General features: G+C 62.5%; 17 protein-coding genes. 5 read left to right on the top strand and 12 right to left on the bottom strand.

Annotated features, from left to right (window positions below):
* Positions 1-62 precede the first annotated feature (62 nt).
* Complete coding sequence (locus AC127K_RS11285) at positions 63-1,658, bottom strand: putative PEP-binding protein (RefSeq protein ID WP_294541382.1); 1,596 nt, start codon at positions 1,656-1,658, stop codon at positions 63-65.
* A gap of 61 nt (positions 1,659-1,719) precedes the next feature.
* A complete protein-coding gene (locus tag AC127K_RS11280) occupies positions 1,720-2,901 on the bottom strand; it encodes a patatin-like phospholipase family protein (RefSeq protein WP_483720664.1) in 1,182 nt (393 codons plus the stop codon).
* 245 nt (positions 2,902-3,146) lie between these two features.
* On the opposite strand from AC127K_RS11280, the gene AC127K_RS11275 reads away from it, so the two are divergent.
* Positions 3,147-4,079 (top strand): nucleotidyltransferase family protein, encoded by a 933-nt coding sequence (locus tag AC127K_RS11275; protein WP_483720663.1) that lies wholly within the window; start codon positions 3,147-3,149, stop codon positions 4,077-4,079.
* An 89-nt stretch (positions 4,080-4,168) separates the two neighbouring features.
* Here the strand turns inward: AC127K_RS11275 and AC127K_RS11270 are convergent, their stop codons facing one another.
* The 6 genes from AC127K_RS11270 to AC127K_RS11245 are packed head-to-tail and all read right to left on the bottom strand — an operon-like array spanning position 4,169 to position 9,254.
* Positions 4,169-5,005 (bottom strand): RnfABCDGE type electron transport complex subunit B, encoded by an 837-nt coding sequence (locus AC127K_RS11270; protein ID WP_483720662.1) that lies wholly within the window; start codon positions 5,003-5,005, stop codon positions 4,169-4,171.
* Positions 5,006-5,025: 20 nt separating this feature from the next.
* A complete protein-coding gene (locus tag AC127K_RS11265) occupies positions 5,026-5,664 on the bottom strand; it encodes an electron transport complex protein RnfA (RefSeq protein ID WP_483720661.1) in 639 nt (212 codons plus the stop codon).
* Positions 5,661-6,347, bottom strand: a complete 687-nt coding sequence (gene rsxE / locus AC127K_RS11260) for an electron transport complex subunit RsxE (protein WP_204648154.1) — start codon at positions 6,345-6,347, stop codon at positions 5,661-5,663. Before rsxE ends, AC127K_RS11265 begins: the two co-directional genes overlap by 4 nt.
* Before the next feature lie 2 nt (positions 6,348-6,349).
* Positions 6,350-6,934 carry an RnfABCDGE type electron transport complex subunit G gene (locus AC127K_RS11255; RefSeq protein WP_483720660.1) on the bottom strand — a complete coding sequence of 195 codons (585 nt, stop codon included), beginning with the start codon at positions 6,932-6,934 and terminating at the stop codon, positions 6,350-6,352.
* Positions 6,934-7,917, bottom strand: coding sequence for an RnfABCDGE type electron transport complex subunit D (locus AC127K_RS11250; protein ID WP_483720659.1), 984 nt, complete (start codon positions 7,915-7,917; stop codon positions 6,934-6,936). The genes AC127K_RS11255 and AC127K_RS11250 overlap by 1 nt, the downstream gene beginning before the upstream one ends.
* Before the next feature lie 2 nt (positions 7,918-7,919).
* Positions 7,920-9,254 carry an RnfABCDGE type electron transport complex subunit C gene (locus AC127K_RS11245; protein WP_483720658.1) on the bottom strand — a complete coding sequence of 445 codons (1,335 nt, stop codon included), beginning with the start codon at positions 9,252-9,254 and terminating at the stop codon, positions 7,920-7,922.
* A 277-nt stretch (positions 9,255-9,531) separates the two neighbouring features.
* Between AC127K_RS11245 and AC127K_RS11240 the strand changes: the two genes are divergently transcribed.
* Positions 9,532-9,675 (top strand): hypothetical protein, encoded by a 144-nt coding sequence (locus AC127K_RS11240; protein WP_483720657.1) that lies wholly within the window; start codon positions 9,532-9,534, stop codon positions 9,673-9,675.
* 135 nt (positions 9,676-9,810) lie between these two features.
* Here AC127K_RS11240 and glgB read toward each other — a convergent pair whose 3' ends face one another.
* The gene (gene glgB / locus AC127K_RS11235; protein ID WP_483720656.1) at positions 9,811-11,577 is read right to left on the bottom strand and encodes a 1,4-alpha-glucan branching protein GlgB; all 1,767 of its coding nucleotides are present in this window, start codon (positions 11,575-11,577) and stop codon (positions 9,811-9,813) included.
* A 145-nt stretch (positions 11,578-11,722) separates the two neighbouring features.
* Here glgB and AC127K_RS11230 point away from each other — a divergent pair, with 145 nt between their 5' ends.
* Positions 11,723-12,262, top strand: a complete 540-nt coding sequence (locus AC127K_RS11230) for a TetR/AcrR family transcriptional regulator (protein WP_483720655.1) — start codon at positions 11,723-11,725, stop codon at positions 12,260-12,262.
* A gap of 62 nt (positions 12,263-12,324) precedes the next feature.
* On the opposite strand, the gene AC127K_RS11225 is transcribed toward AC127K_RS11230, so the two are convergent.
* Positions 12,325-13,005 (bottom strand): ECF transporter S component, encoded by a 681-nt coding sequence (locus AC127K_RS11225; protein ID WP_483720654.1) that lies wholly within the window; start codon positions 13,003-13,005, stop codon positions 12,325-12,327.
* A 189-nt stretch (positions 13,006-13,194) separates the two neighbouring features.
* Here AC127K_RS11225 and pdxR point away from each other — a divergent pair, with 189 nt between their 5' ends.
* Complete coding sequence (gene pdxR / locus AC127K_RS11220) at positions 13,195-14,631, top strand: MocR-like pyridoxine biosynthesis transcription factor PdxR (protein WP_483720653.1); 1,437 nt, start codon at positions 13,195-13,197, stop codon at positions 14,629-14,631.
* On the opposite strand, the gene AC127K_RS11215 is transcribed toward pdxR, so the two are convergent.
* The gene (locus tag AC127K_RS11215; protein WP_483720652.1) at positions 14,595-15,476 is read right to left on the bottom strand and encodes a hypothetical protein; all 882 of its coding nucleotides are present in this window, start codon (positions 15,474-15,476) and stop codon (positions 14,595-14,597) included. The genes pdxR and AC127K_RS11215 overlap by 37 nt on opposite strands.
* A gap of 81 nt (positions 15,477-15,557) precedes the next feature.
* Between AC127K_RS11215 and AC127K_RS11210 the strand changes: the two genes are divergently transcribed.
* Complete coding sequence (locus tag AC127K_RS11210) at positions 15,558-15,806, top strand: hypothetical protein (protein WP_294538849.1); 249 nt, start codon at positions 15,558-15,560, stop codon at positions 15,804-15,806.
* Between the two features lie 60 nt (positions 15,807-15,866).
* On the opposite strand, the gene cls is transcribed toward AC127K_RS11210, so the two are convergent.
* Positions 15,867-17,420: a cardiolipin synthase gene (gene cls, locus AC127K_RS11205; RefSeq protein WP_483720651.1), complete on the bottom strand. Its 1,554-nt coding sequence runs from the start codon at positions 17,418-17,420 to the stop codon at positions 15,867-15,869.
* Positions 17,421-17,491: the final 71 nt, after the last annotated feature.

The following is a 17,491-nucleotide window of genomic DNA, read 5'->3' as shown; positions in this document are numbered from 1 at the left end:
CCCCCGCGTTTTCCTGCCCCCGGCCCAGTATATGCGGCACGGGGGCTTTTTTCAACTGTTTTTCAGGCTTCCTGTCCCCGCTGACCGGACAGATCCAGCTGCAGCAGGCTGCCCTTGAGTTCGGTCAGGCAGGCGTTTTCCACGCAGAAGCTGCGGGCCCCCAGGAACATATACCCGGGCATGGCGTCCAGCTGATTCATCGGGATGCCGCACAGGGTCACATCGGTGTTGTGGGCCGAAGCGGCATCCAGCACATCCCGCACCAGCCGCTTGACCACCGGCGTGTCGGTCTTGCGCCGCTCCTCCCGTTCATTCTGGGGCTGCACATAGATGAAGTTGGCCAGATCGTCCAGGTCAATGTACAGGAAGCGGGCACCGTGTTCGATGATTTCGGACACTTCCAGCGCCGAGGCGGGCACTTCGATCATGCAGCCCACCGGCAGATCCTCATCAAAGGGGATGCCTTCCCGGCGCAGTTCCCGCTTGCATTCCTCAAAACTGTGCATGCACTCGTCCCAGCCCTGCACACCGCAGATCATGGGCACCACCACCCGCAGGACCCCGGACCCGCCGGCCCGCAGCAAGGCCCGCTTCTGGGTCTTGTACAGGGAATCCCGGGCGGCCAGGGTCTGCACCGTCTGTACCCAGGGCGCGCCGTCGTCGGCACCGGGGTCATACAGACGGACCACCACCGGCCAGCCTTCGGCGCTTTCCAGCAGCTTGCGGTATTCGGCCACCTGCCGTTCCTCATCGTAATTGTTCAGAATCATGGACTCGGTACGCACCAGACCGATGCCGCCGTTGGCGCCGTTGTCCAGGGCAGCCCGGATCTCACTGGGTTCGCTGGAATTGGCCGACCCCAGAATCACGAAGGCTGTGCCGTCCCGGGTGCGGTTGGGCTTGTTGATCCGCGGGTCCGGGCGGCGCCGGCGGTGCTGAAGCTGCTCCATGCGGTGATGGGCCGCCTCCACCTGTTCGGGGGTGGGGTCCACCACCAGGCTGCTGCGCTCGGCATCCAGCACCACCGTATGGCCTTCGGCGCTTTTGGAGACGCCTTCTCCCAACCGGCACAGAGCCGGGATGCCCATTCCCCGGGCCATGATGGCCGCGTGGCTGGTGACGCTGTCCCGGTCGGAGATGAGCCCCAGGATCATGCTGCGGTCCAGGGCGAACAGATCGCTGGGATAGAACAGGTCCGCCGCCAGGATGCTGGGCTGATCCAGCTGCAAAGGACGGCGGGACCGGCCGTCCAGAATGTCCACCACCCGGCGGCAGGCGTCGCACACGTCCACACTGCGTTCTTTTATATAGTCGTCGTCAATGTTGCTGATGCGGCCGGCAAAGATGCGTTCGGCCCGCTCCACAGCAGCGGCGCTGCCCGCTCCCGCGGCGATATAATCGCCGATCTCATTGGTGAAGGATTCGTCCTCCAGCAATGCCATCTGAAACAGAAGAATATCGGCATCCTTGGGGTCCTGGGCCCGCTTGCGCAGCATGGCCAGTTCATCCTTGGCCAGCACGATGGCGGCATCATACAGGGCCCGCTCCTGATAGGGGTCGCTGACGATACGGTGCAGCCCGATGAGGCCGCGGTCGATCCGCACCACGGGGCCGATGGTCAGCCCGCCGGAAGCGGTGGTTCCTGTAAATGTACGCATAGGCTGCACGCTCCTTTCCTGTATACGGCAATATGACGGCATTGCCGGACCGGGTGCCCCATCAGAAAAACCGCATTTCCTGCAAGGTGTGGGACACCAGCGCCGTGACAAAATCATCCGGTGCGGCGGCGGCCATGGCCGTCTCCCCGATGTGGTTGCCCTCTTCCCTGCCCAGCAGCACGCGGAAGCGGTCTGCGGGATCCCGGTCAAAGCTGCCCAAGAAGGTCAGTGCCAGCAGGCGCGGGGTGTAGGGTTCCTCCGGCGGTACGTTCATCTTCTCCGCTGCCAGTTCCAGCGGCGCGGAGGCCCCCCGGGTGGGGGCCAGCAGATTCTGAGAGAACGGGGCCGGATAGTCCCGGCGCTGTCGGGCCATGGTCTCGGCCAAAGCCAGGGTGGGAGCCCGGGAGACGGCTGCCGAAAGCTGCTGCTGATAAGCGGCGGCAAACTTGGGCAAAAAGCCGTCCGGGTCCGGCAGAAGGGCGTAAGCCGTGCCGCCCACCCGGCCGAAGACACGCAGGGTGTCCAGGTAGCCCAGGGCCATATTGCGCACGGCCCGCACCCCGTCAAAGTCAAACATGGGACCCAGGTCCCAATGGCTGCGGATGACCCGGGTGGGCAGGCCGGTGCGGTTGGGCTTGTTGTAGCCCACCCCTTCAATGTCCACCGCCACCAGTTCGGTGGCGCCCATGCTGGCGGCCAGGGTCAGCGGCATATTGTCCCGCCAGCCGCCGTCAATATACTTCACCCCGTCGATGGTGCGGGGCCGCAGGGCCGGAAAACAGGCGCTGGAGGCCATCATGTATTCCTTCAGGCGGCCCTGGGGGATCTGTTCCAGGGGGAGCTGCACACTCTTCAGGGTGTTCATCTCGGTCATGACCAGACCGTAGCGCACCGGCGCGGCGCGGATGGCATCCTCGTCCAGGTAGCGGTCGATCACATCCCCCAAAGGTTCCAGATCCAGCCCGCCGCTGCGCACCGTATCCAGCAGAAAGTTCTGCAGTTCTTCCGGCGTCTTGCCGTCCGGCATTTCCAGCACGCCATGGATGTCCAGGTTCTTCCACAGTTCTTCTGCCTCGGAGACCTTGTCCAGCACAAAAAGGGCCGCGTTCAGACAGCCCACGCTGGTGCCGGTGATGATGTCGGGCTGCCAGCCCAGCTCCTTCAGTGCCCGATATGCCCCGACCTGGTAACTGCCCTTGGCGCCGCCGCCGGCCAGCACCAGACCCCTGCAGGTTGTGCCCATCTTCATCCCCTCCGTATCCACAGCAGAATGGCCGCCTGTACGCGGCAAAAAAGATTCCTGGAATTTTCAGTTGGTACATTAGTTGGTATACATTATAGCACGTCTGTGTCAAAAATACTATCGGTTTTCGCCGCAATTTACCGGAATTTAACTGTTCCCTGCCATCACGTTCCGGTGCTTGCATCCCGGCGGGCAAACGTATACAATAAAAGCAACAGACATCCGTACAGATGGGGAGGATTTTTATGAACAGCAAACCGATCCTGGCCGTGATGGCGGCAGGTATGGGCAGCCGGTACGGCGGCCTGAAGCAGATCGACCCGGTGGGTCCCGCCGGGGAAGCCATCCTGGATTACAGCCTGTATGATGCCCGCCGTGCCGGGTTCGAGACGGTGGTCTTTATCATCAAGCCGGAGATTGACGAGGCGTTCCGCACCAGCGTGGGTGCCCGGGCCGAAAAAGCCGGCCTGGAAGTCCGCTATGCCTACCAGACCCTGGACAAACTGCCCGCCGGTTTTGCCGTGCCGGAGGGCCGCATCAAGCCCTGGGGCACCGCCCACGCCATCCTGTCGGCGGCGGATGTGATCGACGCGCCTTTTGCGGTCATCAATGCCGACGACTACTACGGGCCCCAGGGTTTCCGGCTGATCTATGAACATCTGGCCAATGCCCGGGCCATGGACGGCTCCCCCGCCCCCTGGTGCATGGTGGGCTTTCTGCTGGGCAACACGGTGAGCGCCAATGGGTCGGTGTCCCGGGGCGTGTGCACCCTGGACGGGAACAACCGTCTGGTGAGCGTGACCGAACGCACCCGCATTGAGACCTACGCGGGCGGCATCCACTTTACCGAGGACGACGGCACCCACTGGACCGACCTGCCCGCCGACGCGGTGGTGTCCATGAACCTGTGGGGCTTCACCCCGGATTTTCTCGACCGTGCCCGGGAGGGCTTTGCCGCCTTCCTGGACGCCAGCCTGCCGGTGAATCCGCTGAAGTGTGAATATTACCTGCCCAGCGTAGTCACCGCCGCCCTGGAAAAGGGTACCGCCCAGGTCACCGTGCTCACCAGCTCCGACCGCTGGCACGGCATCACCTACCGGGAGGACAAACCCGAACTGGTGGAAGCCTTGCGCCGCATGAGCGCGGAAGGGCTCTACCCCGCGGACCATCTGTTCTGAGAAAAACGCATATACAAAAAGCGCCGCCCCGGCACGGGATGTTCCCTGCCGGGGCGGCGTTGTTATTGGGTTTGTTCAGGCAAAAGCCATTACAGGACCTGGTGTTCGGGCACCGGAGCGTCCACCGAGGTGGGTTTGCCTTCCACCCAGTGGATGACCTTCTTCGGGCACTTGGTCACGCAGGTGCCGCAGCCGTTGCACTTGGTGTAGTCGATGACGGCCACGTTGTTCTTGAAGAAGATGGCCTGCTGCGGGCAGTTCTTGACGCACAGACCGCAGGCAATGCAGCCCACCTTGCAGGTCTTGTTGACGATGGCGCCGCGGTCGGTGTTGGAGCATTCCACCACAGGCTGCGGGGCAATGGGCTTCATGTCGATGACATGGCGCGGGCAGACGTTCATGCAGGCGGAGCAGCCGGTGCACTTGGTACGGTCCACCACGGCCACGCCGTTGACCACATGGATGGCGTCGAACATGCAGGCACGGGTGCAGTCACCCAGGCCCAGGCAGCCGAAGGCGCAGGCACTGGGGCCGCCGGCCACAGAAGCCGCAGCGGCACAGGTCTGGATGCCCTGGTAGCTGAACCGCTTGCCGCAGTTTTCGCCGCCGTTGCACAGGACCACCGCTTTCAGGCTGGGACGGTCACTGGTCTCGCTGCCCATGATGGTGTCGATGGCATCGGCAGCCTTGTCGCCGCCGGGTGCGCACTTGAAGGTGGGCGCGCCGTCCTCCACAATGGCCTTGGCGTAGTCGGCACAGCCGGCGTAGCCGCAGCCGCCGCAGTTGGCGCCCGCCAGACAGGCGGTGATTTCCGCAATGCGCGGGTCCTCATACACAGCCATGAACTTGGAAGCCAGCACCAGCACGATACTGCCCACCAGACCCAGCACCGCCAGGACGGCGACCGCAAGAATGATCGGATTCATACTTAGTCCCCCTCCTTATCTCAGACCAGTGCATTGATGATGTTTTCAACCAGGCCGCCGAAGCCCATGAAACTCATCGAGGTGATGGCCGCCGACACCAGGGTGATGGGCAGGCCCTTGAAGCTTTCCGGCGGGTTGGAGGACTCCACACGCTGGCGCACGCCGCAGAAGAGCAGCATGGCCACCAGGAAGCCCACGCCGGCGCCGGCAGCGCAGATCAGCGCTTCGGCATACGCCAGACCAAAGCCCTGCTCCGCCACGATATCGGAGTAATCCTGCACGGCCAGGATGGTGACGCCCAGCACGCAGCAGTTGGTGGTGATCAGGGGCAGATACACGCCCAGGGCGGTGTACAGGGCAGGCACATACTTTTTCAGGGTGATCTCGATGAGCTGGACCAGCACGGCGATGACCAGGATGAAGACGACGGTCTGCATGTAGCCCAGGTCATAGGCATCCAGCAGGAAGATCTGCAGCGGGAAGGTGACCGCCGTGGCAATGACCATGACGAAGATGACCGCCAGACCCATGCCGGTGGAAGAATCCACCTTTTTGGAAACGCCCAGGAAGGGGCAGATGCCCAGGAACTGGACCAGAACGTAGTTGTTGACCAGGATCAGGTTGAAGAAGATGGTTGCAAACACAGCAAAGTTGGTCATGCCTGGTCACCTCCTTCGGATTTGGCGGCGTCGATCTCGTCCAGCATGACTTCGCCGCAGGTTTTGCGCTCAATGGGATGGTTGGTCTTTTTCTCAATGAAAACGCACAGGGCCATCAGGCAGCCGAAGACGAAGAAGCCGCCGGGAGCCTGGTTCATCAGGCCCATGCGATCCACGCTTTCGGGGATGATGGTGATGCCCATCCAGGAACCGTTGCCGATGATCTCACGGACGCTGGACATGAGCAGCATGGTGATGATGTAGCCAAGACCCATGCCCACGCCGTCCACGGCGGATTCCACCACCGTGTGCTTGCAGGCGAACATCTCGGCACGGCCCAGGATGATGCAGTTGACCACGATCAGGGCCAGGAACACCCCCAGGGAGTCGTACAGATCCTGGGCGTAGGCTTCCAGCACCATCTGGACCACGGTGACGAAGGTGGCGATGATGACGATGTAGCAGGGCAGATGGACCTTGTCGGGAATCGCCTTGCGCAGGGCGGAAATGACGATGTTGGAGCACACCAGCACGAAGGTCATGGACAGGCCCATGCCCAGGGCGCCGGAAACGGTGGTGGTGACGGCCAGGGCCGAGCAGCAGCCCAGCACCAGACGCAGGACCGGGTTTTCACGGATAATACCGGCGGTGAAGATCTTCCACAGGCTTTGTTTTTCGCTCATGGTCAGGCCACCCCCTTGATCTCATTGTTGTAGCAGTCGATGGCGCTGTTATAGGCCGAAATGACAGCGTTGGAAGAAATGGTGGCACCCGCGATGGTATCCACGGGGTTGCCGGCGGACATATGCTGGGAGGCATCCCAACCCAGGAAACCGGACCAGAAGCTTTCGTTCATGGTCTTGGAACCGATGCCGGTGGTCTGGGAGGAAGCGTCCACGCTGGTGGCCAGAATCTTGCCGGAAGCGTCAAAGGAAACATAGACCACCACTTCCTTGCCGCTGTAACCGGCGGCGGAAGCCTTGATGGCCACCAGCCCGTCGGCGGTGGTCACGGCGCCCTGCACACCGGGGGTCTGGATGTTTTCCACCGTGGTCAGGGCGGAAGGATCGGTGACACCGGGCAGAACGCCCATGTACGCTTCCTGGGTGGCGGCTTCCTGGTTGGCCTGGATGATGGGTTTGGTGACGTCGTTCAGGGCCGCCAGAGCGGCGCTGCACACCACGCAGATGACAACCAGGATGATGACCGGGTAGATCATCGTCTTGAAAGCGGACTCCTGCGCGGGGGTCTTTGCGTTCTTCTCAGCCATCAGGCGTTGCCCCCTTCCTTGGCCGCGGCTTTGGCGGCCTTTTTCTGCTTTTTGGGTTTCTTGTAGCCCAGCGGGATCTGGTGGCTCCAGGCGTTGAACCAGGGCACCATCAGGTTGCCCAGCAGGATGGCGAAGCTCATTCCTTCGTTCATGCTGCCGAAATAGCGGATGGCGAAGGTCACCAGACCGATGAAGATGCCATAGATCAGCTTGCCCTTGGTAGTGAAGGGGCTGGTGACGTAGTCGGTGGCCATAAAGACGGCGCCGAACATCAGGCCGCCGGCCAGAATCTCGGCCACAGCGGCATGCAGGCTGCCGGTGGCGATCCAGGACAGCACAAAGACGGTGCCCACGATGCTGCCGGGAATGGCAAAGCCGATGGTGCCGGTGGCCAGCAGGTAAACAAGACCCAGCAGGATGGCCAGGATACAGGTCTCACCCATCATGCCTCCGTGCAGACCCAGGAACAGGTCCAGCAGGCTGACGGTGGTCTTGTCCACGCTGTCAGCCAGCGGGGTGGCGGAAGCCAGGGCATCCACCGCCATGTCGGGGTAGACATAAGCGGTCATGCGGGCGGTAAAGCTGAGGAACAGCACGATACGGCCCACCAGTGCCGGGTTGGCAAAGTTGAAGCCGATGCCGCCGAACAGCTGCTTGACCACCACGATGGCCACAAAGGCACCCACCACGCAGATCCACAGAGGCAGACCCACGGGGAAGTTCAGTGCCAGGATCACGCCGGTGACGCAGGCGGAAAGGTCGCCCACCGGGTTGGGTTTCTTCATGATCAGGCAGTACAGATACTCGAAAGCCACGCAGGCCAGCGTGGTGACGGCCACGCTGATGAGGGCTTCATAGCCGAAGATCAGCGCTGCCGCGACGATGCAGGGCACCAGCGCCTTGAGGACGTTGCCCATCAGGCCGCGGGTGCTGGAATCGTCCCGGATATGGGGCGAGGCAGTTACGAACAAAACCTGGTCCATCGTTACTTACCTCCCTTGCGCATTTCGCTGAGATACCAGGCCTTGGCCTGGGTCACAGCCTGGGAAACCGGGCGCTTGGCCGGGCAGACATAGGTGCAGCTGCCGCAGGCAACGCACAGGTCCACGCACAGGCTCTTCAGGGCCGCGGTATCCTTCTTGTTATGGTTTTCCACAATGACCACCGGTTCCAGACCCATGGGGCAGGCGCTGATGCACCGGCCGCAGCGGATGCAGGGCTGGGCGGCAGGCAGAACGGCCGCCTTGCGGCTGAACAGCAGCAGGCCGTTGTTCTGCTTGAGCACCGGGAAGTCCGCACTGGGCGAAGCACCGCCCATCATGGGACCGCCGAAGATGATCTTGCCCAGTTCCACGTCCGGCTTGATGCCGCCGCAGGCTTCGATGACATCCCGGTACAGGGTGCCGATGGGCACTTCGATGTTCTGGGGCTTGGCGATGGCATCGCCATCCACCGTGACACGCTTGCTGACCAGAGGAATACCGGTCTTGAGATACTTGCCCAGGGTGGACACGGAAGTGACGTTCATGACGATGCAGCCGCAGTCCGCCGGCAGGCCCGCCTTGCCGGAAGGTCCGATCTGGGGCACTTCCCGTCCGGTGCAGGTCTCCACCAGGGTCTTTTCAGCGCCCTGGGGGTACCGCATGGGCAGCGGCTTGACCGAAACGCCCTTCATGTCCCGGGTCAGGGAGCACATCAGGTCGATGCATGCCGGCTTGTTGCGCTCAATGCCGATGATGCAATGCGGGATCTCACAGTACTTCATGACAGCCTGGATGCCGGACAGGATGGTGTCGCTGCATTCCAGCATTTCACGGGCGTCGGTGGTCAGGTAGGGCTCGCACTCCGCCGCATTGATCAGCAGGGTGTCCACCTTGGCCATGAGCTTGACGTGGGTCGGGAAGCCCGCGCCGCCCACACCCACCAGGCCGCAGGCCTGGATGGCAGCCAGCAGGGATTCCTTGTCGGTGACCGTGGGCGGCACGCAGGCCGGGTCCACGGTCTGGTTGCCGTCGCACTGGATGGCCACAGCCTGACAGACCGGACCGTTGACCATGCGCATGGGCGCCACGTCAACCACCGTGCCGGACACGCTGGAGTGGATATTGGCACTGACAAAACCGCCGGCTTTGCCGATCAGGGTGCCAACGAACACCTGATCGCCTTTTTTGACGACGGGTTCCGCCGGAGCGCCGATGTGCATCGACATGGGAATGACGACGTTTTTGGGCACCGGCATACGCACGGTGGGCATGTCGGCCGTCGATTTCTCATGCGGGACACGGGCGCCCTTGGCGGAGCGCTTCAGGATTTTCAACATGGATCCTGTTCCCCCATTCCTTTGTTGCTCTTTTTGCCGGCTTCCACCGCCAAAAAGACAAAATTATACATGGTTTATTTTAATGCGCTTATCCTGCCAAGTCAAGGCCGCGGCAGTGGTCAAATTTTACACAATGTCCATAGTTTGGAAACATTTTCTTTGCCCTGCGCGGTCCCATACAGGGGTTTTGCATTGCCTTTTGCCCGCCTGTGTGGTATACTGTACGCAAGCGTAATATGATATCGCGGGCCCTTTGCGGGGCAGGGAGGTATGCCTGATGAAAACCGTTCTCAAGATGATCGCTGTGCTGGCTGTTCTGGCCGGTGTTCTGGCGCTGGCGGCTGCTGTTTTGTGCAAGCGCAAGCCCGACCCCACCGAATATATCACCCTGTACGGCGGCCCCGACGAAGCCGACGCCTGAGTGTCCGGCGGCGGACGGCCGTCCGCATTTAGGCAATATCCGCAAGAATCGCGGTGCAAGAAATGCAAAGTCAAGCGCGCCCTGTCATGGCCATCGTGCCATGCAGGGCGCGCTTTTTTGTGTCTGTGCTTAGGGTCATTCCAGCCGCAGCAGAACGGCGGAGAAGGGTGCCAGCGTCCCTTCCAGTTTCTGTCCGGCCACCGTGCAGGGGCACTCCCCTTCCGGCGTCATGCCGCCGTAGGGCTGCCAGTCGCTGTACAGCAGCACCCGGGCCGTCCCGGGCTGGACGGGCACCGCGAAAGTCTGGGGCTTGTCGCTGAAATTGAAGGCCGCAGCCACCCGACGGTGTCCGGCCCAACGCTCGAACACATAGACGCACTGGCTTTCCCGGTGGCAGTCCAGCCAGACAAAGCCTGCCGGGTCCTCATCCTGCTGCCACAGTGCCGGCTCCTCCAGATACAGCCGGTTGAGCGCCTGGATATAATGGTAGAATCCGTCATGGTTGGGGTAGCTGCGCAGACACCAGTCCTGTTCCCGGGCCGGGTCCCACTCCCGCAGCTGGCCGATCTCACTGCCCATAAAATTCAGCTTTTTGCCCGGGTGGGTCATCATATACAGGTACAGCGCCCGCCCCTGGGGGAACTTGCCGTCGTAGCCGCCATTCATCTTCTGCAAAATGGTGGCCTTGCCGTGGACCACCTCGTCGTGGGAGAAGGGCAGCAGATACCGTTCCTTGTAATAGTACATCATGGAGAAGGTCAGCTTGTGGTAGTTGTCCGGGCGGTATTCCGGGTCAGTCTGCAGGAAAGAGAGGGTGTCGTGCATCCAGCCCAGATCCCACTTGTAGTCAAAGCCCAGTCCTCCCTGCTCCGCCGGACGGGTGATGCCCTCGAAACAGGTGGAATCCTCCGCTGCCAGCAGACAGCCGGGGTGGCGCTGTTTGAGCCCCCGGTTCATGGTGCGCAGGAATTCCACCCCGTTGCCGTTGACGCCCCGGCGCTCGTCCCCCTGCCAGTAGAGGATTCGGCTGATGGCGTCGTACCGCAGGCCGTCAAAGTGGAACTTTTCCAGCCAGTAATGCCCCGCCGACTGCAGAAAGCTGCGCACCTCCCCCCGGGAGTGCATGAAGTTGCAGCTGCCCCACTCGCTGACCCCCACATCGTTGTGGGGATACTCGTACAGGGCGGTGCCGTCATACCGGGCCAGGGCGTAGGGGTCCAGGGCAAAGTGGGCGGGCACAAAGTCCATGATGACCCCGATGCCCCGGCGGTGGAGGGTATCCACCAGGGCCATGAGCTGGGCGGCGGTACCGTACCGGCTGGTGGGGGCAAAGAACCCGGTGATCTGATAGCCCCAGCTTTCGTCACAGGGATGTTCCGCCAGGGGCAGGAATTCCACATAGTTGTAGCCGCTCTCGCACAGGTAGTCGGCCAGGGGTCCGGCCAGTTCCTCATAATTGTATACCGTGCCGTCCGGCTTGCGCCGCCAGGACCCCAGATGCATCTCGTAGATGTTCAGGGGCTCATTGCGGCGGTCGGTGCGGGTGCGCATCCAGTGGGCATCGCGGAAGGTATACTCTCCCAGATCCCGCACGATGGACCGGTGGGCCGGACGCAGATCCATGCCGAATCCATAGGGGTCGCAGTGGTCGGTGAACTGCCCGTCCCGGGTGTGGATCCGGTACTCATAGAGGGTGCCGGGGGGTGCGTCGGGTACCGTCAGCTCATAGAAATTGCCGTCCCCCATCTTGTGCATGGGGCGGGGCTGGCCGTCCAGCAGCAGGTCGATCCCCGCCGCCCCGGGGGCAAAGGTGCGGAACACCGTTCCCTCCACCCCGGGATGGGCCCCGAGAAATTCATAGGCATCAAACAGCTGCCCGGTGTAAAAGCCGTAAAAATCCATAGGGGTTGCCTCCATATTTATTTGACTGTCGTCCAGTAATTTACTATAATCAATATAGCAGACACCACACAGCTGTACCATCTGCGGATTTGACAATGTGTACAATACTGGACGCTTTTGAAAAATCGACAAGGGAGGCGAAGCCATGGACATGAGAGAAAAAAAGACCCGGCAGAGCATCCGCAACGCCTTTTTGCAGCTGCGGGCCCACAAGCCCCTGGAACGCATCACGGTGAAGGAGCTGGCCGAACTGGCCCAGATCAGCAAAGCCACCTTTTACCTGCATTATCACGACATCTATGATCTGTCGGAACAGATGCAGAGCGAGGTCATCCGGATGATGCTGGACAGCCTGGAGCAGCCGGACAGCTTTCTCACCGACCGCAAGCGGTTCACCCGGGAGCTGTTTGCTTCCTTTGCCGCCCACGAAAATCTGACCAACATCCTGTTTTCCGGGTCCCAGGCTGCGGTACTGCCCATCAGCATCGAGCGGGGCATCAAGGAGCATATCTTCTCCATTGTGCCCGAAACCCGCAACGACGCCCGGTTCAACATCATGCTGACCTACCAGGTGCAGGGAGCCTACTACACCTATACGGAAAACCAGAAAAAGTTCGGTGCGGAGCAGGTGCTGGCCGCCCTGGACGAGATCACCGACCGCATTACCGCCAAACCGGATTTCTGAAAGCAAAAACCGCCGGTCCCATACGGGACCGGCGGTTTTTTCGGTTGCTTGCTGGGCTTGTCTCAGGCGTGCATGCGGCGAGTACCGGGCAGCAGGCGGGCTTTTTCCAGGGCAGGGCGCAGGGCCAGATAGAGCACCACGGCGCAGACGGTGGACAGCAGCGAGTTGACCAGCGTCACCCCGCTGGCCACCTTGGTCATGGTGGCGGCCAGATCCACATCCTGCCCGAAGATGTACCGGTTGCGGAAGTAGCCGATAAAGGGGTCGGTAAAGACGTTGACCAGCAGGCCGCTGAAGGCGCTGCCGGTGACCATTGACAGATACTTCAGGTCCGCGCCCACCTTGCGGGCGGGATGACGGTCCGCCAGATGGAACAGGCGGTGGCTGGCAGCACCGCACACCAGACCGATGATGAACTTGAGCAGGAAGGTGGTGATGGCATATCCCGGGTCGCCGGCCACGATATCCGCCAGAGAAAGACCGATGGCACCGGCCAGACCGCCGGAAACGCCGTCCAGCAGCATGGCGGTAAGGGCGGTGAAGGTGTTGCCCAGATGGAAGGAGGAACCGGTGCCCAGAATGTTGGGAATCCGGAAGAACTCATAAGCCACAAAGCTGAGTGCGGCCATCACACCGATGAGTGCGATCTTCTGGACCGTAAACCGGGTGCGGGACAAGGCGGCAAAGACCAGGACCAGCACCACCACGCAAAAGAACAAAAGCCAGATCAGAGCAGGCTGCATAGTTGAAATCTCCCCTCATGGCCGGCTGTGCGCGGCGCCTTGCGCCTGCCGGCGGTGATTTTCCCGGCGGCTTGACATTTGCCCGCCGTCGGGGTATGCTCTCATTATAATCGTTTCTGGCCTTGTGTGAATATCCAGTATTTGAATTTTTCATGGGGCCAGTTTGCAGAACAGGAAGGGAGGGCCTTCATGATCACACTGTCTGCCAAAAGCAGTACCCCCATGTATGAACAGCTGTATGCCCGACTGGCTGCGGATATCCGCAGCGGCGCCCTGGCCCCCGGCAGTCCCCTGCCCGGCCGCCGGACCATGGCCAGCCAGCTGGGGGTGAGCGTGAACACAGTGGATGCTGCCTACCAGATGCTGGCCGCCGAGGGGCTGGCGGAATCCCGGCCACGCAGCGGTTTTTATGTGCAGGACACCGGGGGAATGCTCTGCCCTGCCCCGGCCGCCCCGGAACCGGAGCCGGCGGTTTCCGCCGAACCTGTCCGGCCAGAGGCGGCGCCCCGGTATGACCTGTCCACCGGCAGCATCGACACCGAGCTCTTCCCCGCCCGCAGCTGGGGACGCATCCAGAAGGAACTGCTGTACCAGGCCCCGGAACTGCTGCAGCGCGGGCCCATGCAGGGAGACGAGGACCTGCGGGGGGAGATCGCCCGGTATCTGGCCGAGTACCGGGGGGTGGTGTGCACCCCGGAACAGGTAGTGGTGGGGGCGGGCATCGAGTACCTTCTGGGCTGTGTGGCCCATCTGTTTGCCGGGTCGGCCGCCGCAGTGGAGAACCCGGGGTACACCCGGTCCCGCACTATCCTGGAAAACAACGGCATTCCCTGCCGGCTGGTGGACATCGACCGTCACGGTCTGCCCGCCGACGGCCTGGAAGCCTGCGGGGCCAACCTGTGCTATGTAACCCCCAGCCATCACTTTCCCACCGGGGTGACCATGCCGGCCTGGCGTCGGGCCCAGCTGCTGGCCTGGGCCGCCGCCAGACCGGGACGGTACATTCTGGAGGATGATTATGACTCGGAGTTCCGGTTCAGCACCCGCCCCCTGCCCAGCCTGCAGGGCATGGCCGGGGCTGACGGACCGGTGGTGTATCTGACCACCTTCTCCAAAAGTCTGGCCCCGGGCATCCGGATCGCCTGCATGGTACTGCCGCCCCATCTGCTGGAACGCTATCGCCGGGATTTTGCGGTGTATTCCAACACGGTGAGCCGGTTTGAGCAGGAGACCTTGTGCCGGTTCATGGCCCAGGGGCATTTCACCCGGCACATTGCCCGGATGCGTCTGGCCTACAAACGGCGGATGGAGACCTTTGCCGCCGCACTGCGGGAGGCGTTGGGTCCGAAGATGGTACTGGACGGTACCCAATCCGGGCTGCATTTTCTGCTGACCCTGCCGGGAGCCGGCGGAGAACAGGCCATGGTGGCCGCCGCCCGGACCGAAGGGGTCCAGCTGCGGGGGCTGAGCGAATACTACATGGCCCGCCCGGAGAGCTGCCGCCCCGACACGGTGGTGGCCGGCTATGCCGCCCTGCGCACCGGGGACATTGCCGCCGTGGCCGCGGCTCTGGGGCGGGCGTGGTCGGCTCATTCCACGGCGGTCCCACCGGCCAGCAAAGCCTGAACCGTTTCCAGGTCCGTGTCGGTCAGGCGGCTGCCCCCTGCCGTCTGCTGCAGTTCCAGGGTCTGGTAATCCACATGGTAGCCGGTGGCTCCCGAAAGCCAGGTCAGGGTCTCTTCCAGTTCATACAGGTCCTGGGCCCGCAGGTCGGTGAGGGTCTGGCTACTCACATTGCGGGCACCGGCGGCCAGGTCCGCCAGATGATCCGGAAACTGCCGGAAAAAGGCCGCCCACAGTGCCCCCCGGGCGCGGGCCAGTGCAGCCGGGGTCTGGTCCGGCAGCGCCGCCGCCCGCGCCAGGAATTCCGATGCCTGGGCGACGGTGAGCTCCACCACCGACTCTTCCCCGCAGTCCAGTTCCCGGCGCTCTTCGGCGGTAAAGACGGCAGCGGTATCAAACCGGACGGCGTCCTCCAGTCCCCAGAGACTGGCATAGGTGTTGGCCGTGGCGGCCAGGTAGGCATCCGGCGCAACGCCCAGGGTCTGCCCCAGAAGTTCCTCCGCCCGGGCCGGACCTGCGGCCAGATAGCACTCGGACAGGGTGGTGGTGCCCGCAGGCGCCTGCAGGACCAGATCCCCCGGCAGCGCGCAGAAAAGCGCCGCCTGCTCGGGACCATCCAGCCGCAGCAGCAGGAATGCCGGCGCGTCGGACTGCACGGCCAGAAGCAGGCGGTGGGTCTGTCGGGCGCCTGCCGGCTCCGCCAGCTGGGCCTGGTCGGCCGCCGCCTGCCGGAGCATCTGCTGCTCGGTGCGCTGGGAAGCCAAAAAGACCACCGTACCCATCATGGGAACCACCAGGATCAGGGTCAGAACCAGGCTCTGAAAAAAAAGTCCGCGGCGTTTATGCATAAAAAACACCTCTTTGCTGCAAAATGTAGTCATAGCTTGGGCAATCTGCCCCGGCCTTATGCACAAAGGAGGCAAACGTTTATGTATCACGGACCTTACGGCCCCCGCGGCGCCGAGAGCGAACAGGAAGATTTCTGGACCGATATCATGGAGGGGAGCGACATGATCCCCGGGATGATTCCTTCCGACCCGGATGCAATGAAAGCCCGCCGGGAGGCACAGAACCGGACCGAAGACACCAAAACCACCCAGGAAACCGAAGATACCGAAACCACCGAGAACCGGGAATGGTTTGAGATGGAAGCACAGCCGGAGGACCCGGATCTCTGATTTTTCCGCAGCAGACAAAAAGGCGGTGTGCCCGCAACAGCACACCGCCTTTTTGTTTTGTCACATCAGAGGGCTGAACAGACGCAGCAGGCAGTCCACCCCGCGTACCGCCGCCGGACGTTCCTTGTACAAAGCCGTGACCTCCCGGCACTGGGGGAAGAGCCCTTCAAAATCCCGGCGCACATCCCCTACCGCCTCACAGCCGGAAAACCAGCAGGCGTTCTCAAAATGCAGGTACAGACTGCGGTAATCCAGGTTGATGGTGCCCACCACCGCGGCCTTATCGTCGGCTACCGCCTGCTTGGCATGGATGAAACCGGGGGTGTACTCAAACAGGCGCACACCGTCCGCGGCCAGACGGGCATAATGGCTGCGGGTAACCCGGAACACCATCTTCTTGTCCGGGATGCCGGGGGTAATGATCCGCACGTCCACCCCGCGCCGGGCAGCCAGGGTCAGGGCACGCTGCATCTCATCGCTGATGATCAGGTACGGGGTGGTCAGCCACACATACCGGTCGGCATGGGTGATCAGGTTCATGTACACGTTTTCCCCCACCGGTTCCTCATCCAGAGGGTCGTCCGCATAGGGGACCACCACTGCGTCCGAGCGCAGGGTCGGCTGCACCGGCGGCAGGAAGGGCGCGGGGTCCAGGGGTTCCTTCTGGGTGGCACCCCACATCTGCAGGAAGATCAGGGTCAGACCCCGGACAGCCTCCCCTTCCAGCCGCAGGCCGGTGTCCTTCCAGGTGCCGTAGGGATGGGTAAGGTTGAAATATTCATCCGCCAGATTGTACCCGCCGGTGAAGCCCACCCGGCCATCCACCACCGTGATCTTGCGGTGGTCCCGGTTGTTCATGATGATATTCATGGCCGGGATCAGGGGGTTGAACACCCGGCACTGAATGCCCTTGGCCCGCAGCCGCTGGGCAAAGGGCGGACTGATGAAGCCCATACTGCCCACATCATCGTAAAAGACCCGCACGTCCACTCCGGCCCGGGCCCGCTCGGTCAGGATATCTTCCAGACTCTGCCACGCGATGGAATCCTCAATGGCATGGTACTCCATAAAGATGAAGTGCTGTGCGCTGCGCAGGGCTTCCTGCTGGGCTTCCAGGGCTTCATTGGTGTCGCCGTAAAAGCGCACCCGGGTGTTGTGGTACACCGGATATCCCGCCCGGTCCTGCAGATAGGTCACCTGTCCGCCCAGGTCGGGGGCGGCGGCGCGCATGTCCCGGGTGACGGCGGTGCCGGCCTCCCGTTCCCGCTGTCTGGCGGGTTCCAGGGCGGCGTCGGCGGCACGCAGGCGGCGGCGCAGAGGCCACAGGGCCACCGGCCGGCCGAAAAGCAGATACAGGCAGGTTCCCAGCACCGGGAACAGCAGAATCAGGATGATCCAGCTGAGCCGGAAAGCCGAGTTCATGTTGCGGCCGTACACCGAAAAGACCAGCAGCAGGGCCAGCAGGCTGGATGCCAGCTGAATCACGGCATAATACCGGGTGAGGTAGAGGGCAAAGCCCAGGATCCACCCCACCTGCAGCAGGAAAGACAGGGCCACAAACACGGCCCGCCCGATGCTGTTGGGAATCTGACGGCGTTTTTCTTCGGTCTCCATGGTTACACATCCTTTCGGCCCGCTGTGCGGGGTCATGCCGCCATTGTAGCCCAAAAGATGCCCTTTGTAAA

This window comes from Subdoligranulum sp. DSM 23681 (assembly GCF_057005535.1).
Note: the sequence above shows the minus strand (reverse complement) of the source record. Positions and strands in the feature narration are given on the sequence as shown.

Excerpts from the sequence above, each read along its gene's own strand:
- AC127K_RS11285 (WP_294541382.1), bottom strand. The coding sequence starts at position 1,658 with ATGCGTACATTTACAGGAACCACCGCTTCCGGCGGGCTGACCATCGGC.
- AC127K_RS11280 (WP_483720664.1), bottom strand. The coding sequence starts at position 2,901 with ATGGGCACAACCTGCAGGGGTCTGGTGCTGGCCGGCGGCGGCGCCAAG.
- AC127K_RS11275 (WP_483720663.1), top strand. The coding sequence starts at position 3,147 with ATGAACAGCAAACCGATCCTGGCCGTGATGGCGGCAGGTATGGGCAGC.
- AC127K_RS11270 (WP_483720662.1), bottom strand. The coding sequence starts at position 5,005 with ATGAATCCGATCATTCTTGCGGTCGCCGTCCTGGCGGTGCTGGGTCTG.
- AC127K_RS11265 (WP_483720661.1), bottom strand. The coding sequence starts at position 5,664 with ATGACCAACTTTGCTGTGTTTGCAACCATCTTCTTCAACCTGATCCTG.
- rsxE (WP_204648154.1), bottom strand. The coding sequence starts at position 6,347 with ATGAGCGAAAAACAAAGCCTGTGGAAGATCTTCACCGCCGGTATTATC.
- AC127K_RS11255 (WP_483720660.1), bottom strand. The coding sequence starts at position 6,934 with ATGGCTGAGAAGAACGCAAAGACCCCCGCGCAGGAGTCCGCTTTCAAG.
- AC127K_RS11250 (WP_483720659.1), bottom strand. The coding sequence starts at position 7,917 with ATGGACCAGGTTTTGTTCGTAACTGCCTCGCCCCATATCCGGGACGAT.
- AC127K_RS11245 (WP_483720658.1), bottom strand. The coding sequence starts at position 9,254 with ATGTTGAAAATCCTGAAGCGCTCCGCCAAGGGCGCCCGTGTCCCGCAT.
- AC127K_RS11240 (WP_483720657.1), top strand. The coding sequence starts at position 9,532 with ATGAAAACCGTTCTCAAGATGATCGCTGTGCTGGCTGTTCTGGCCGGT.
- glgB (WP_483720656.1), bottom strand. The coding sequence starts at position 11,577 with ATGGATTTTTACGGCTTTTACACCGGGCAGCTGTTTGATGCCTATGAA.
- AC127K_RS11230 (WP_483720655.1), top strand. The coding sequence starts at position 11,723 with ATGGACATGAGAGAAAAAAAGACCCGGCAGAGCATCCGCAACGCCTTT.
- AC127K_RS11225 (WP_483720654.1), bottom strand. The coding sequence starts at position 13,005 with ATGCAGCCTGCTCTGATCTGGCTTTTGTTCTTTTGCGTGGTGGTGCTG.
- pdxR (WP_483720653.1), top strand. The coding sequence starts at position 13,195 with ATGATCACACTGTCTGCCAAAAGCAGTACCCCCATGTATGAACAGCTG.
- AC127K_RS11215 (WP_483720652.1), bottom strand. The coding sequence starts at position 15,476 with ATGCATAAACGCCGCGGACTTTTTTTTCAGAGCCTGGTTCTGACCCTG.
- AC127K_RS11210 (WP_294538849.1), top strand. The coding sequence starts at position 15,558 with ATGTATCACGGACCTTACGGCCCCCGCGGCGCCGAGAGCGAACAGGAA.
- cls (WP_483720651.1), bottom strand. The coding sequence starts at position 17,420 with ATGGAGACCGAAGAAAAACGCCGTCAGATTCCCAACAGCATCGGGCGG.